The organism is Geodermatophilus chilensis (assembly GCF_002802985.1).
Lineage (GTDB): Bacteria > Actinomycetota > Actinomycetes > Mycobacteriales > Geodermatophilaceae > Geodermatophilus > Geodermatophilus chilensis.
The window spans coordinates 16,152-29,823 of record NZ_NVPT01000006.1; the positions used below are offsets into that span (position 1 = coordinate 16,152).

Genomic DNA, 13,672 nt, shown 5'->3' on the forward strand with positions numbered 1-13,672 from the left:
TCGGCGGTGGAGGGCACGGTCATCGCAGTTCGGTGCTGGAGGCGACCAGCACGAGGACCCGCGGAAGGGTCGTGGAATAGGCCCCGAGGACGGCGGCCATGCCGGGGCGGGCGTCGCCGAGCCCGGCCTGCTCCAGCGCGGCGGGGCCGGCCGCGACGTGCCAGGGCAGCAGCCGGGCGGCCTCGGACGCCCGGCGCTGCAGGTCGTCGGCGGCCGGCCGGGTGACGGGGACCTGGGGACCCAGGTGGTTCCAGGCGGCCTCCAGCAGACCGCGCCCGGCCAGGCTGCGCCAGATGCTGTTGACGATGGGCGTCTCGAGTTCGGCGCGGATCCGGCCGTAGAGCCTCGGGGCCGGGACGTCCTGTGGTGATGGTGCCGGGTCGCGCGGCTGGACCGGGCGCGGCTCGGGTGCCTGCCCGGCCGCGGGCGGTGCGTCCAGTTCGCCGCCGAGCGCGATCTGCAGGCCGGCGGCCAGCAGGAGCATGCGGCTCAGGGGCCCGGCGAACTCCGCGAGTGTGCCGCGGACCTCGGCGTCGGCGGGTGGCCTCGCCGCGTCCCGCACCGAGGAGACCAGTTGCTGCGCTGCCCCGGCGAAGGAGGGGTGCGACAGCACTCCAGCGGCCTGCTCGTGGGCGAGCACGAGATAGCCCGGACAGAGGGCCAGCGACTTGAACAGGCTGGGGACGAACGGCATGGACTCCAGAAGGTCGGCGTAGACGGCGGCGACGCCACCGGTCGCTTCGGCCTCCTCCACCATCGGGTAGCCCACGAACCCGCCGACGTCATCGCCCACCGGAACCTCCTCGTTCGGGTGCACCGGCGGTCGACCCGGGCTCTGCGCGACGTGGCACGAGCAGTTCGTTGACGGCTGCGGCGACGACCTCGGGATGGTCCTCGGGGGTGAAGTGCTTCCCGCCCGGGATGGGTTGCAGCGCCGTCCCCAGGTCCGCGGCGAGGCGGCGGCCGTACTGCACCTTCTGGAACTGGTCGGCCTCGCCCCAGACCACCCGAGCCGGCAGGCCGAGCGAGGGCAGCCGGTCGGCGACCGCGATCGTGTCCTCGACGCGGAGCGCGCTGACCTGGCGCATCAAGCTCCGGGCGGCGCCGTGGGCGACGTAGTGCTGCCAGTGGACGCCGATGGATTCAAGGGCGCGGGCCCGGTCGTCGTGCCCCCGGTGGATCAGCTGGACGAACGACGGGTAGAGCGCGGTCTCCGGCAGGTGGCGTAGCACCGGAGCCGCGCGCTGCATCGCCTTGACGCTCGGGATCGGCCAGGAGTCGTAGCAGACAGCGTTGGTCAGCACGATCCCGGAGAACCGGTCGGGTGCCCGGACCGCGGCGATCTGCGCGACCCCGCCGCCGAGGTCGTGCCCCACGAGCACCGGCGCCTCGACGCCGACGGTGTCCAGCCAGCGGAGCAGCCGGTCGGCCTGGGCGGCCAGGCCGAGGTCGCGGCCCTCCCCGTCGGGGATGGAGCTGCCGTAGCCGACCATCTCCAGCGCCAGGCTGCGGCCGCGCACCAGAGGCAGCACGTGGCGCCACAGCCGTGGCGAGGTGGGGATGCCGTGCACGAGGACGACGGGGGAGCCCTCGCCGTGCTCCAGCCAGCGGATCGGCTCGCCGTCGAGCAGGTCCTCGTGCAGGTGCACGCCCAGGCCGGTCACGAGCGGCCACCCAGGCGGCGCACGGCGGCCCGGGCCTCGGGCAGCGCGATCGGCAGGGTGGCGAGCTGGGCCAGCGCGGCGACGGTGCACCAGGAGCAGACCTTGCGGTGCTTGGTGATCTGCTCGGCCAGCAGGTACAGGCCGCCGCCGGCGTCGGCCGCGGTCTTCGCGGCCAGCGCGAGCGGAACCCACGGCTGGGTCCGGGCCCGGTCGCGGTCACCCATCCCGGCCAGGACGAGGGTGACGCCGGCGCTGAGCAGCCCCAATGCGGCATCGGGGGTCTTCAGCTCCTGGTAGGCCTCGCCGGATGCGTCGACCGCATCGGCGTCGAGGAAGGGCAGCGACGGCTCGGGCACCTGGCGCAGCAGGCCGAACTGGTAGAGACCGACGACTCCGAGTGCCGCCGAGGCGAGCGAGGTCAGCCCCGCGACCCAGCGACGCTGCTCCAGGAAGCTGCCGGTGCCCCGTCGAAGGTCGTCGCTGACTCGCTCCGCCGCCGCGGAGCCCGATCGGCCCACCCCGCCGCTCCGAGGCCGTACGGATGCCGCCGGCGGCCCGGCGGGGCGCTGTCGTGACGCTGTCGTTCGCATTCCGCTGTCCTCCTGAGGCCTTTCCTGAGGCCGTGCCCGGTCTGCCGCCGGAGCAATCCACGGATCGTGCGCTCCCGACGGCAGACCGGGCGGCCGGTCAGAGGCCGGGAGCGGCGGGGATGTCCAGGTCTGTCTCCACCAGGTGGTTGAAGTGGTTGGTGAACAGGTTGAGCGCGATGTGCACCGACACCTCGGTGAGCTCGGTGTCGCTCCAACCGGCGTCCACCGCGGCCTGCCAGGTGCTGTCCTCGACCGACCCCACGGCGCCCGCGGACTCCCGGACCAGCGCCAGGAGCGCGGCGAGCCTGGGGTCGTCCTGGTAGGAGCCGTCCCTGATGGCCACGGTCTGCTCGGTCGCCAGGCCGGCCGCCTTCGCGCCCAGGGTGTGCGCGGACTGGCAGTAGGAGCACCGGTCGACGTTGCCCACGACGAGGGCGATGGCCTCCCGGGTCGCTGCGTCGAAGGTGCCGTGCTCGGCGATCACCTGCTGGAGCGCTGCGTACGCGTTGAGCACGACGGGGGAGTGGGCCATCTCGCCGTGGATGTTGAGCACCTTGCCGAACTTCGCCTGCAGGGCCTTGAGTGCGTCGCGGCTGGGCTCCGGGGCGCTGTCGACGCTGTGGACGGGGATGCGGGCCATGCGGTCTCCTCGGTGCTGGGGGCCAGGACGGGACGGGAACCCGGTAGGGGGTGCCGGTTCATCCCGGCGGACGACGGAGCCGGTCGGGTAGCCGCGGGGTCTGGTCACCGGGAAGCCGCCTGGGGCGGGCGACCAGCCGCCCGGACAGAGGTCGCCGGTGCGGATGCGGTCCCGCTCGATGAGCAGGACGCGGGCTCTCAGGCCCGCGGTCGTCGCGGCGTCGACGAGGCCGGCCGTGCCGCCGCCGACATGCAGGTCGCCAGGGCCGACACGACGGGTGCTGCAGTCATCCGCGGTCCTCCTCGAGCAACTCGTCGACGGAACGGTGCAGGCGCGCGACCGCCGCCGGGTCGGGGCCGACGAGCCGGGACAGGCGCAGCATGGCCCAACGCATCGACCGGAAGTCCTCGACCGCCGCCGCGCAGCGGGCGCACTCGGCCAGGTGGGCCTCCAGGCGGCGGATCTCGGCGGGGTCCAGGGGCGCGGAGGGGTCGGCGTCGAGGTAGCGCTGGAGGCGCTTGGCGGTGAAGTGGCAGGACAGCACCCTGCGGATGCCGGAGGTCACCGCAGGCTCCCCTCGTGCGAGGCAGCGGCGTGCAGGTGGGCGCGCACACGCTGGCGGGCCCGGCTCAGCCGCGACATCACCGTGCCGAGCGGCACACCGAGCAGCTCGGAGACCTCCGCGTAGGTGAGGCCGTTGACGTCCACGAGGACCAGGACGGTCTGGAACTTCGGGTCCAGGCTGTGGATGGCCCGCTCCAAGTCGTCCGGAAGGATCTGCAGCACGATCTGCTCCTCGGGGCTGGGGTCGGCTGCCGCCCCGAACGCCGGGCGAGCTCCGGGCAGGATGCCGATGTCCTCGACCGGGTCCGGTCTGCGTCTGCGGTTCATGTTCACCTGGGTGTGTCGGAGGATCGTCAGCAGCCACGCACGCGGGTGCGCACCGTCGAAACGGTCCAGGGCCCGCCAGGCCCGCACCAGCGTCTCCTGGGTCAGGTCCTCCGCCTCCGCCCACGACCCGGTCAGCGTGCGGGCGACCCGGAGCAGGACCTCCAGCTCTGGCTCGACGTGCCGGCGGAAGAGGTCGGCTCGGTGCTCGGCGGCTTCGGCCGGCGGAGTCGACATGCCCCGGGAACCCCGTGACGACGACGTGGTGTTCCCGCGCCGGGGATGCCAGGCATGCGCCCGATCCGGTCCCTCCTGCCGGGCCGTCCCGAGCCGGACGCCAGGTTCCCCTTCCCGTACGACCTGCTGTCGCTGGAGTGGCCGGTCCACCGGTCGTGCGCGTGGCCGCCATCGACGCCCCGGGACCTCGACCTGGTGACCCGGTGTCCGACCACGGTTGCGGCACCGCACCGGCGCCACCTGCCGCGGTGGACCGGACCGGCCGGGTCGTCGCGCCGGACGCCGGCCGGTCGATGCTGCGTCTGACGGCCTGCGGGCGCGGCGACGCCGGTGGGACGACGTCACGGTCATCTGCGCGGACGTCGCCTCGGTCGATGCGAGGACCTGACGGCGCTTCCCGGCTGAGATGATCCGCAGCATGGATCTGGCGCGGTGGACGGCGCTGCCCCGCGCCGACGCGACGCGCCTGACCCCCCGCGAGGTGCAGATCCGGGACGCCGCGTGGATCGCCCGGTGCGTCGGCCGCGGGGCGACGGCCCCCCTCGGGCCCGAGGACGTGGCCGCCCTCGCCAGCCGGATCTCGCCCGTGGGGTTCCAGCGGGGAGAACGGATCTTCGGCGACGGCGGCGGAGGGCGGCCTGGCGTCTGCATCGTCCGCACGGGGCACGTGGAACTCAGCGTCGCGACCCCACGGGGGCGGGTGGTCGTCGGGGTCCTGCGTCCGGGGGACGTGGACGGGGACGTACCGCTCCTGCTCGGCATCCCCGTGCCGTACGCCGCACACGCGGTGGACGAGACCGTCTGCCTGGTGCTGTCACCGGCCGACTTCGATTCGCTGCTGATCCGACATCCAGCGGTGTCCCGGCGCTGGCTTTCCAGCGTGGCCCAGCGGCTGGCCACCAGCCACGGCCGACTGGTCTCCCTGCTCGGCCGCCCCCTGGTGGCACAGCTGGCGGGGCTCCTCCTCGACGAGGCCGAGGACGGGACGGTCCAGCTGCCGCAGCGCACCCTGGCAGCGATGCTCGGCGTGGCCCGGCCCTCGCTCAACAAGGTGCTCAAGGACCTCGAACGGCGCGGCCTGGTCGCACTCGGCTACGGAGCCATCCGGCTGCTGGACGAGGACCGCCTGCAACGGGTGCGCGACGCCTGAGATCCCGTGGTCCGATCATCGAGCCACCGTGGCCGGCACCGGCACTCTCCGCCGGGCAGACCCCCGGAGGGGACCAGCGGCCGGACGACCCGAGCAGTCCCACCGGACCCGCTCCCACCACTGAACAGACGACCGGTGACCCACCTGCTCCGTGCGGCCACGACGCCGTCCTCGTCGGCGTCTCTCGCCGCCTCACGAGACGGCGCGGCCGATCCTCGGGTCCGACCGGGTCCTGCTGCGCGGACCGTCCCCCTGTCGGTGGCACAGCCGGAGCTGATCACCGCCTACGTCTCGGCGCTCGCCGACGACGCCGGGCTGCGGGATCTGCTGTCCGGTGCAGATGGCGCATCAGCGTCTTCTCGGGCTCCGGGATCTCGAGCGCGGACTCCGGCCGGGTCCCGGCCGGCCGCGTTCCCGTGCTGACGTTCCCGTGCGCACGGCTCGGGAGTGGGGACCCCGGATGTCTCCCGGCCTCGTCAGCTCCCCTGCGCGGTGCCCTCGGCGTGTCCCTGCCGGTGGTCGCCGCCGCGGGAGCTGGCGCTGGCCTGGCGCCGCCGACGACGAGCGAGTGGTCCGGCCGGTGGGACGTCGCCGGCCGGACCATGATGCGTCAGGACACGCCGCGCTCCTGTTCCAGCAGGCGCAGCCACACCTCGCTGAGGGTGGGGAACGCCGGTACCGCGTGCCAGAGGGTGTCGATCGGCACTCGGCCGACGATCGCGACGGTGGCCGCGTGCAGCAGCTCGCCGACCCCGGGTCCGACGAAGGTCGCGCCGACCACCAGCCGGCGGTCGGCGTCGATGACCAGCTGCGCGGTGCCGTGGACGTCCTTGCCCGCCAGGGCGCCCGCCGCGGTCGCGCCGATGTCGTACGCGACGGTCCGCACGTCGATCCCCTCCGAGCGAGCCCGCGCCTCGGTCATCCCGACGGCGGCCACCTGCGGATCGGTGAAGGTGACCCGGGGCACCGCCACGTGATCTGCCCAGGCCTGCCGGCGGCGGCCCGCGACGATGTCTCCGACGAGGCGGGCTTGGTACTTGCCCTGGTGGGTCAGGAGCGCCCGCCCGTTGACGTCGCCGGCGGCGTACAACCAGCCGCCGTCCACACCACGCACCCGGAGTTCGTCGTCGACGTCCAGGTAGCCGCCCGGAGTCAGCCCGATGGTGTCCAGCCCGATGTCGTCGGTATTCGCCCGGCGACCGGTGGCGACGAGCAGCTCGTCGCCGGTGAGCTCGGTGCCGTCGGCGAGGGTGAGGGTGACCGGCCCGTCCGGACCGGGCCGGTCCGCGGAGGTGGCCTCCGCCCCGGTGAGCACCCGGACACCGATGGCGGACAGCGCCTTCGCCAGTTCTTCGCCGGCGAACGGCTCCTCGGTGGAGAGCAGCCGCTCGGACCGTTCGACGACGGTCACCTCCTCGGCACCGAGCCAGCGGAAGGCCTGCGCCATCTCGACGCCGACCACGCCGCCGCCGAGCACCAGCAGCCGCCGCGGGATCTCCTTCGCCGAGGTGACAGCCCGGTTGTCCCAGCCGTCGACGTCACGCAGCCCCTCGATGGGTGGGACGGCGGCCGAGGACCCGGTGGCGACCACGACGGCTCGGCGGGCCGTCAACGTGACCCGTTCCCCGCCCGGTGTGTCCACCACGACGGTGCGCTCGCCGGCGAGCCGGCCGCGCCCGCGTACGAGGTCGACGTCGATCCCGGCGAGCCAGCCGGCCTGCGCGGCGTCGTCCCAACCGCTCGCGAAGGAGTCCCGGGTGACGAGCGCGCGGTCGACGTCGAGCTGTCCGACGCCTGCCCGCGCAGCCGGTACGCGGCGGGCCGCGGCCAGCACCTCACCGGGACGGAGCAGTGCCTTGCTGGGCATGCAGGCCCAGTACGAGCACTCGCCACCGACGAGCTCGGACTCCACCACGACCGCGCGCAGCCCGTTGACCGAGGCATACCACGCGGCGTTCTCACCCGTGGACCCGCCTCCGAGCACGATCACGTCGTAGTCGCGCACGTCGTCCATCTGCAACTCCCTCCTCCCGGGGTCCGCCTCGGCCGGCCGGACACCGCGTCGGACGGGGAACACCTCGCCGCGGTTGACCGAGGGCGCACTGTCAGCCTGATGACAGACCTGCCCCGCGGCGACGGCGGACTGTCACGCCGCTGACAGTCCGCTGCGCGCGGGAGCCGCCTCCGGGTGAGGCTCACCGCATCGGACCCGACGACGAACAGGAGCGCTCATGGCCACGCTGCGCAGCGACATCACGATCGACCGCCCCGCCGACGAGGTGTGGGCCGTCGTCAGTGACGCCGGCCGCATCTCGGAGTGGATGCCGGCCGTCCTGACCTCGACGGCGAACGGGAACGTCCGTAGCTGCGAACTGGAGGGCGGCGTCCCGCTGGAGGAGGAGATCGTCACCAACGACCCCGGACTGCGCCGGTTCCAGTACCGCATCGTCGGCGGCGGGGTGCCGGCGGACACCCACCTGGGCACCGTCGACGTGCACGCTCTCGACGACGGCCGCAGCCTGGTCGTGTACGGCACCGAGATCACGCCAGACGACCTGGCCGGCACGATGGGCCCGGCCCTCGAGGATGGCGTCCGCGGGCTCAAGGAGTACTGCGAGCGCCGCTGACCCCGCCGATCGGATGCTGGTCGCAGACGCCGACGGACGCGCAGCTGCCGGGCTCGGTCATGCCCGCCCCGTCGTGCGGTGCGGCGACGGCAGCCTACGGCGTGGACTGCTCCGCGGGATTCCGCCGGTGGCGTTCGACTCGAGCCGACCGCGACCCGGCCCGGTCGAGAGTGGCCCGGGACACGGTACGAGGATGGGCGCGTGGTGAGACAACGCAAGGTGGGCCCCGAGGACGCGCGCTCCTGGCTGCTGGTCAACGGCGCCCGTACCGACCTGTTCGACCGGGCCGCCGACTCGCGGGCCGACCAGATCGTGCTCGACATCGAGGACGCGGTGGATCCTGCGCACAAGGACGACGCCCGCGCCGGCGTCATCGAGTGGCTCTCGCGCGGCGACCGCTCGGCCTGGGTGCGCATCAACGACCGCTCCACGGAGTTCTGGGACGACGACGTCGCCAAGCTGTCCGGAGCCCCGGGCCTGCTCGGCGTCATGCTGGCCAAGACCGAGGCCGCGGAGCAGGTCACCGAGACCGCCGACCGGCTCGGCGGCTCCACCCCCGTCCTCGCGCTGGTCGAGTCGGCGCTGGGCATCGAGGAGGCCGTCTCCATCGCCCGCGCCCGCGGCGCCTTCCGGCTGGCCTTCGGCAGCGGCGACTACCGCCGCGACACCGGTACCAGCGCCGACGACCTGGCCATGGCCTACCCGCGCTCCCGGCTGGTCCTGGCCAGCCGGATCGGCGGCCTGCCCGGGCCGATCGACGGCCCGACGGTCAGCAGCAGCCACCCGGTGCTGCGCGAGCAGACCGCCGTCACGGTCTCCCTCGGGCTCACCGGCAAGCTCTGCCTCGACCCGGAGCAGACGCCGGTGATCAACGAGGTCATCAGCCCGACGCCGTCGGACGTCGCGTGGGCGCGGGACTTCCTGGCCGACTTCGAGGCCCGCGGCCGGGTCATCCGCGACGGCAGCGACAAGCCCCGGCTCGGCCGGGCCCGCAAGATCGAGCGGCTGGCGCAGACCTTCGGCGTCGAGCCCGCCTGAGCGCGCCGGGGGCGGCCGGGGAGGGCGGGGGACCGGCCCGGCCCCCCGCGCTCACTCCAGCAGCCGCGACACCCCGGCCAGCCGGGCGTCGCCGGCCATCGCGGCCAGCCACGCCGCCCAGCCCGGCCGGGCCCGCATCGCCTCCAGCGCCGCGCGGGCCGCGTCTCGGTCCCCGCGCTGGGAGGCGGCCAGCGCGGCGTAGAGGTCGCGAGCGCCCTCGGGGGCGAACAGGGCGAGGATCTCGTAGTCGCGCTCGTCGTAGGCGCGCTGCAGGTTGCGCAGCATCCGCAACTGCGCCACCGGGTCGCCGGAGTCGTCGACCCGCAGGTCCATCCGCACGCCGTCGTCCTCGTCGCTGGCCGGCGTCCCGCTGACCACCAGCAGCGACGCGGACTGCCGGCCGCGGACGTCGCCACCGGCGTCCTGCCCGGCGGTCAGCGCCGCCAGCAGCCGGTCGGGCAGGTCGCCGCGGGCGGCGGCGTAGGCCTGGACCATCGCCGGCAGCACCTCCGGCGAGGCCAGCATGTTGCCCTGCACGCTCACCTGGTCGCCGACCAGATGGCCGCTGACCGGGAACGAGCCGCGACCGGTGTCGGCGGCGACCCGGCCGGTGGCGTCCAGGACGGCGATCTGCCGGTCGACGTCCTCGGCCGCGTGCGCCGCCGCCCGGACCAGGTCGGCCGGGTCGGCGCCGTCGGCGAGGCCGGCCAGCAGCGCCGGGCCGAGCCCGCGCCGGCTGCGCGCCTGGACCGCGACCACCCCGACCCCCGGCCGGGCGCTGGGCACCGCCCGGCCGACGGCGAGGATGCACGACGACACCGCGATGCCCAGCTCACCGGTCGCCGGGTCGCGCGCGACGACGGAGAAGGTCACCGCACCGCCCCGCCGGCGCTCGTCGACCCCGTGAGCTGAGCTGCTGTGTCTCCCGGTGACCCCGCCGGTGCGGTCACACAGTCGCCGGGAGCGGCATCTCACGGACGTCGTCGGCCACGGTGAGCGGGGCGCCGGTGGCCGCCTGCACGTCCTCGACGCTGACGCCGGGGGCGGTCTCGCGGAGCAGGAAGCCGGCGTCGGTGACGTCGACGACGGCGAGGTCGGTGACCACCCGGTCGACGCAGCTCTTGCCGGTCAGCGGCAGGGTGCACTCCTGGACCAGCTTCGGGGACCCGTCGCGGGCGACGTGCTCCATCATGATGATCACCTTGCGGGCGCCGTGGACGAGGTCCATCGCGCCGCCCATGCCGTTGACCATCTTCCCGGGGATCAGCCAGTTGGCGAGGTCCCCGCGGGGGTTGACCTGCATCGCCCCGAGGACGGCGACGTCGAGGTGCTGGCCGCGGATCATGCCGAAGGACAGCGAGGAGTCGAAGAAGGAGGCCCCGGGCAGGATCGTGACGGTCTCCTTGCCGGCGTTGATCAGGTCCGGGTCCTCCTCGCCCTCGAACGGGTAGGGGCCCACCCCGAGGATGCCGTTCTCCGAGTGCAGGACGACGTGGACGCCGTCGGGCACGAAGTTGGGCACCAGGGTCGGCATGCCGATGCCGAGGTTGACGTACTGGCCGTCCTCGAGCTCGAGGGCGACGCGCGCGGCGAGCTGGTCGCGGGTCAGGGCCATGGTCACTGCTCTCCCTCGACGGTGGCCTCCTCGCCGGCGGCCGCGAGCGGCGCGTCCGACGGGCGGGGGCGGGTGGTGCGCTTCTCGATGGCCTTGCCCGCAGGTCCGACGACGACCACCCGGTCGACGAAGACCCCGGGCAGGTGCACGTCCTCGGGCGTGATCTCGCCGGGCTCCACGAGGGTCTCGACCTCGGCGATGGTCACCCGCCCGGCCATGCCGGCCAGCGGGTTGAAGTTGCGCGCGGACTCGTGGAACACCAGGTTGCCGTGCCGGTCGCCGACCGCGGCGCGGACCAGCCCGAAGTCGGCGGTCAGCGCGGTCTCCAGCACGTACTGGCGGCCGCCGAACTCGCGGATCTCCTTGGGCGCGGAGGTCTCGGCGACGTTGCCGTCGCTGTCGTAGCGGACCGGGATCCCGCCGTCGGCCACCATCGTGCCCACGCCGGTGGGGGTGTAGAAGGCGGGGATGCCGGTGCCGCCGGCGCGCAGCCGCTCGGCCAGCGTGCCCTGCGGGGTCAGCTCCACCGAGAGCTCCCCGCTCAGGTACAGCCGGGCCAGCTCCTTGTTGCCCCCGACGAACGAGCTGATCGTGCGGCTGATGCGCCCCGCGTAGAGCAGCACGCCGAGCGCCTTGTCGTCCACGCCGCAGTTGTTGCTGATCGTCGTCAGCCGCGAGGCGCCCTGCTCCAGCAGCGCGTCGATCAGGGCCACCGGCACACCGCACAACCCGAAACCGCCGACGGCGAGCACCGCGCCGTCCCCGATGTCCGCGACCGCCTCAGCGGCGCTGCCCACCACCTTGTCCATGCAGGAACACCGTCCGTCCGTCCGGGCGGCTGGGTAGCTGCGTCAGGCAGGACGGCCCAGCTCGCGGATGCCGTCGATCGTCCGGCCGAGCGTAGCGGTGACCCGCTCCGCCGCGGCGCGCCCCGGCAGCAGCGAGGGGTCGGGGGAGCGGGCCAGCACGATGGACGCACCGGCGGCCAGCGGGGCGAGCAGCCACGTGACGGGGCCGGTCTCGGCGGCGGTGCGGTCGTCGGCCAGCACCCGGTCGCCCTCGACCAGGCCCAGCCGCCCGGCCAGCTCGCGGGCGGTGTCCACCAGGCCGCCGAGGGTCAGCTCCAGGCCGCCCAGCAGCAGGCCGGGCGCGGCCGGGTCCGGCCGCTGCCACGGGGTGAAGGCGTCGCCGTGCCCGCGCACCTCGAGGGCGAAGTCGCGGGCCGGGCCGGTGTACCCGGTCATGCCCATCCCCAGCGGGTGCAGGGACAGGCCCAGCAGCTCGGGCAGGTCCTGCTCCTCGAGCGGTGGGAGCCGGTCCTGCGCGGCCAGGACGACGTCGGCGTCGTCGAGCCGGCCGTCGTCCTCGGCCGCGGTGTCGAGGACCGTGGCCCCGCAGCTCCACACCCCCAGCAGCACCGCCGCGGTCTGCCAGTGCACCGGCAGCGCGACGGCGACCGTGCTGCCGCGGGTGACGTCGAACTCGTCCTGGAGGAGGTTCGCCGTCTTGGCCACCCAGTTGGCCAGGGTGGCCGCCGACAGCTCGACCCGCCCCCCGCCGAGGTCGTCGTAGGAGGTCAGCAGCGGCGCCGCCGGTGCGCGGCGCAGCGTGGCGGCGAGCAGGTCGGCGGGGGTCATGCCCCCATCGTGCCCGGCGCGGTCGTCAGTTGATGCAGCCGGTGTCCGCCGCGGTGCGGGCGTCCTCGCCCTCGGCCGGGGCCGCCGGGGCGGCCGGGTCGACGGCCTGGCCGACGGCGTTGAAGTCCGAGCCCAGGACGAGCTGCACGGTGCCGGAGTCGGCGTCCTGGCTCTTCTGCGTCTTGGCCCCGGGGATGGCGGCGGCCAGCGTCTGCGCCAGCGCCTCGTCACCCGCGGCGAACCGGATGAGCGTCGCGTCGTAGTCGGAGGAGTCGGCGTTGCCGGTCGTGCCGACGGCGAACCCGGCGGTCTCCAGCGCGCCGGCGGCCTGGGCGGCCAGCCCGGAGGTGCCGGAGCCGTTGTAGACGTCGACGGTGACCGCGGACGGCGCGACCGTCTTCGGCGCGGCAGGCGTCGCCGCGGCCGGCGCCTCGGGCTCGGCCGACAGCTCGGCGAAGAACTGGTGGAGGGTGTCCTCGTCCTCGAGCCGGATGATCGAGCGGTCCCGCTCGTCGCGGTCGGTCCCGACGAACGGGATGGTCTGGAACTCGATGCTGCCGGCGGTCACCGACTGCATCTGCTCGGCCAGCTGGAACAGGTCCAGGCCCTGGTCGATGGTCAGCGACTGGGACGCCGCCTCGACCAGCTGGCGCTGCCGGCCCAGGTCGAGCATGACCTCGTCGGAGAGCATCTTGCGCAGCACGCCGGCGATGAAGACCTGCTGGCGGACGATCCGGTCGAAGTCGCCGCGCGGCAGACCGTGCCGCTGGCGGACGAACTCCAGCGCCTCGGCGCCGCTGATCGTCTGGACGCCGGCGGGGAACACCGCGCCGGACCACTTGGAGTCGTCGACGGCCTTGCACAGGTTGACCTCGACGCCGCCGACGACGGAGCTGAGGTTGAAGAAGCCGAGCAGGTCGACCTCGGCGTAGTGGTCGATCTGCAGGCCGGTCAGCCCGCTGATCGTCTGCACCAGCAGCTGGGCGCCACCGGCCTGGCGGGCCTCGGCGGAGGCGGTCTCCGGGGTCTCCGCGTAGCCGTAGGCGTAGGCGGCGTTGAGCTTGTCCATCCCGTAGCCGGGGATCGCCACGTAGGAGTCGCGGGGGAAGGAGACGAAGGAGGCGCGCGACCCGTCGGCCGGGATGTGCACCAGGATCATCGTGTCGGTGTTGATGCCCGCATCGGTGCCGGCGTTGAGGCTCGCCAGCTGCTCGTCGGTGAGGTTGGCGCGGCTGTCGTTGCCGACCAGCAGCAGGTTCACCGCCTCCGGCGCGTCCCCGGTGCCGTCGTTGCCGTCGGTCGGGATGGCGTCGGTGCGGTTGACCGTCGCCTCGGCGACCTGACCGAGGTACCAGCCCCAGCCGGACCCGGCGAGCAGCACGACCGAGAGCACCCCGGCGACGGCGCGGGCTGCGGTGGCGGCGGTGGCGGCGCGGCCGGTGCGCCGGTGCGCCGGCGCGGCGCCCTCCTCGGCCGATGCGTCGGCCGCCTGCGAGCGGGTACGGCTCGAGCCGGTGCGGCCGGCCCGCGGGTCCAGGCGCGCCGGCACCTGCCGGTCACCACCAGATCCGGGGTTCTCTCGTCTC

15 protein-coding genes are annotated in these 13,672 nt (G+C 74.3%); 3 read left to right on the forward strand and 12 right to left on the reverse strand.

Going from position 1 to position 13,672, the window contains the following annotated elements; translation table 11 throughout:
* Window positions 1-19: 19 nt before the first annotated feature.
* The 6 genes from CNO22_RS01795 to CNO22_RS01820 form a co-directional block, all read right to left on the reverse strand.
* Complete coding sequence (locus CNO22_RS01795; RefSeq protein ID WP_100497648.1) at window positions 20-793, reverse strand: hypothetical protein; 774 nt, start codon at window positions 791-793, stop codon at window positions 20-22.
* Entirely contained in the window at window positions 783-1,664 is an 882-nt protein-coding gene (locus CNO22_RS01800; protein ID WP_232806722.1) for an alpha/beta fold hydrolase, read from the reverse strand. Before CNO22_RS01800 ends, CNO22_RS01795 begins: the two co-directional genes overlap by 11 nt.
* A complete protein-coding gene (locus CNO22_RS01805) occupies window positions 1,661-2,182 on the reverse strand; it encodes a vitamin K epoxide reductase family protein (RefSeq protein WP_198588044.1) in 522 nt (173 codons plus the stop codon). The genes CNO22_RS01800 and CNO22_RS01805 overlap by 4 nt, the downstream gene beginning before the upstream one ends.
* Before the next feature lie 169 nt (window positions 2,183-2,351).
* The gene (locus tag CNO22_RS01810) at window positions 2,352-2,894 is read right to left on the reverse strand and encodes a carboxymuconolactone decarboxylase family protein (RefSeq protein WP_100497650.1); all 543 of its coding nucleotides are present in this window, start codon (window positions 2,892-2,894) and stop codon (window positions 2,352-2,354) included.
* Between the two features lie 286 nt (window positions 2,895-3,180).
* The gene (locus tag CNO22_RS01815) at window positions 3,181-3,459 is read right to left on the reverse strand and encodes an anti-sigma factor family protein (RefSeq protein ID WP_100497651.1); all 279 of its coding nucleotides are present in this window, start codon (window positions 3,457-3,459) and stop codon (window positions 3,181-3,183) included.
* Window positions 3,456-4,019: an RNA polymerase sigma factor gene (locus tag CNO22_RS01820; protein ID WP_100497652.1), complete on the reverse strand. Its 564-nt coding sequence runs from the start codon at window positions 4,017-4,019 to the stop codon at window positions 3,456-3,458. The genes CNO22_RS01815 and CNO22_RS01820 overlap by 4 nt, the downstream gene beginning before the upstream one ends.
* A 418-nt stretch (window positions 4,020-4,437) precedes the next feature.
* Between CNO22_RS01820 and CNO22_RS01830 the strand changes: the two genes are divergently transcribed.
* Window positions 4,438-5,169 carry a Crp/Fnr family transcriptional regulator gene (locus CNO22_RS01830; RefSeq protein ID WP_100497687.1) on the forward strand — a complete coding sequence of 244 codons (732 nt, stop codon included), beginning with the start codon at window positions 4,438-4,440 and terminating at the stop codon, window positions 5,167-5,169.
* Between the two features lie 610 nt (window positions 5,170-5,779).
* On the opposite strand, the gene CNO22_RS01835 is transcribed toward CNO22_RS01830, so the two are convergent.
* Window positions 5,780-7,183, reverse strand: coding sequence for a dihydrolipoyl dehydrogenase family protein (locus CNO22_RS01835; protein WP_100497654.1), 1,404 nt, complete (start codon window positions 7,181-7,183; stop codon window positions 5,780-5,782).
* A gap of 217 nt (window positions 7,184-7,400) precedes the next feature.
* Here CNO22_RS01835 and CNO22_RS01840 point away from each other — a divergent pair, with 217 nt between their 5' ends.
* Window positions 7,401-7,796 (forward strand): SRPBCC family protein, encoded by a 396-nt coding sequence (locus CNO22_RS01840; protein ID WP_100497655.1) that lies wholly within the window; start codon window positions 7,401-7,403, stop codon window positions 7,794-7,796.
* Between the two features lie 204 nt (window positions 7,797-8,000).
* On the forward strand, window positions 8,001-8,834 hold the full coding sequence (locus CNO22_RS01845; RefSeq protein WP_232806723.1) for an HpcH/HpaI aldolase/citrate lyase family protein: 834 nt from the start codon (window positions 8,001-8,003) through the stop codon (window positions 8,832-8,834).
* 51 nt (window positions 8,835-8,885) lie between these two features.
* Here the strand turns inward: CNO22_RS01845 and CNO22_RS01850 are convergent, their stop codons facing one another.
* From CNO22_RS01850 to CNO22_RS01870, 5 genes are all read right to left on the reverse strand, one after another.
* A complete protein-coding gene (locus CNO22_RS01850; RefSeq protein WP_100497657.1) occupies window positions 8,886-9,707 on the reverse strand; it encodes a DUF1028 domain-containing protein in 822 nt (273 codons plus the stop codon).
* A gap of 73 nt (window positions 9,708-9,780) precedes the next feature.
* Window positions 9,781-10,449, reverse strand: a complete 669-nt coding sequence (locus tag CNO22_RS01855; protein WP_100497688.1) for a CoA transferase subunit B — start codon at window positions 10,447-10,449, stop codon at window positions 9,781-9,783.
* A 2-nt stretch (window positions 10,450-10,451) separates the two neighbouring features.
* Window positions 10,452-11,258, reverse strand: coding sequence for a CoA transferase subunit A (locus CNO22_RS01860; RefSeq protein WP_100497658.1), 807 nt, complete (start codon window positions 11,256-11,258; stop codon window positions 10,452-10,454).
* Between the two features lie 42 nt (window positions 11,259-11,300).
* Window positions 11,301-12,086 (reverse strand): TIGR03089 family protein, encoded by a 786-nt coding sequence (locus tag CNO22_RS01865; protein WP_100497659.1) that lies wholly within the window; start codon window positions 12,084-12,086, stop codon window positions 11,301-11,303.
* 25 nt (window positions 12,087-12,111) lie between these two features.
* Window positions 12,112-13,635, reverse strand: coding sequence for an LCP family protein (locus CNO22_RS01870; protein ID WP_232806724.1), 1,524 nt, complete (start codon window positions 13,633-13,635; stop codon window positions 12,112-12,114).
* Window positions 13,636-13,672: the final 37 nt, after the last annotated feature.

Coding starts and splice junctions, on each gene's coding strand:
- CNO22_RS01840 (WP_100497655.1), top strand. CDS start 7,401: ATGGCCACGCTGCGCAGCGACATCACGATCGACCGCCCCGCCGACGAG.
- CNO22_RS01830 (WP_100497687.1), top strand. CDS start 4,438: ATGGATCTGGCGCGGTGGACGGCGCTGCCCCGCGCCGACGCGACGCGC.
- CNO22_RS01865 (WP_100497659.1), bottom strand. CDS start 12,086: ATGACCCCCGCCGACCTGCTCGCCGCCACGCTGCGCCGCGCACCGGCG.
- CNO22_RS01855 (WP_100497688.1), bottom strand. CDS start 10,449: ATGGCCCTGACCCGCGACCAGCTCGCCGCGCGCGTCGCCCTCGAGCTC.
- CNO22_RS01810 (WP_100497650.1), bottom strand. CDS start 2,894: ATGGCCCGCATCCCCGTCCACAGCGTCGACAGCGCCCCGGAGCCCAGC.
- CNO22_RS01860 (WP_100497658.1), bottom strand. CDS start 11,258: ATGGACAAGGTGGTGGGCAGCGCCGCTGAGGCGGTCGCGGACATCGGG.
- CNO22_RS01835 (WP_100497654.1), bottom strand. CDS start 7,183: ATGGACGACGTGCGCGACTACGACGTGATCGTGCTCGGAGGCGGGTCC.
- CNO22_RS01820 (WP_100497652.1), bottom strand. CDS start 4,019: ATGTCGACTCCGCCGGCCGAAGCCGCCGAGCACCGAGCCGACCTCTTC.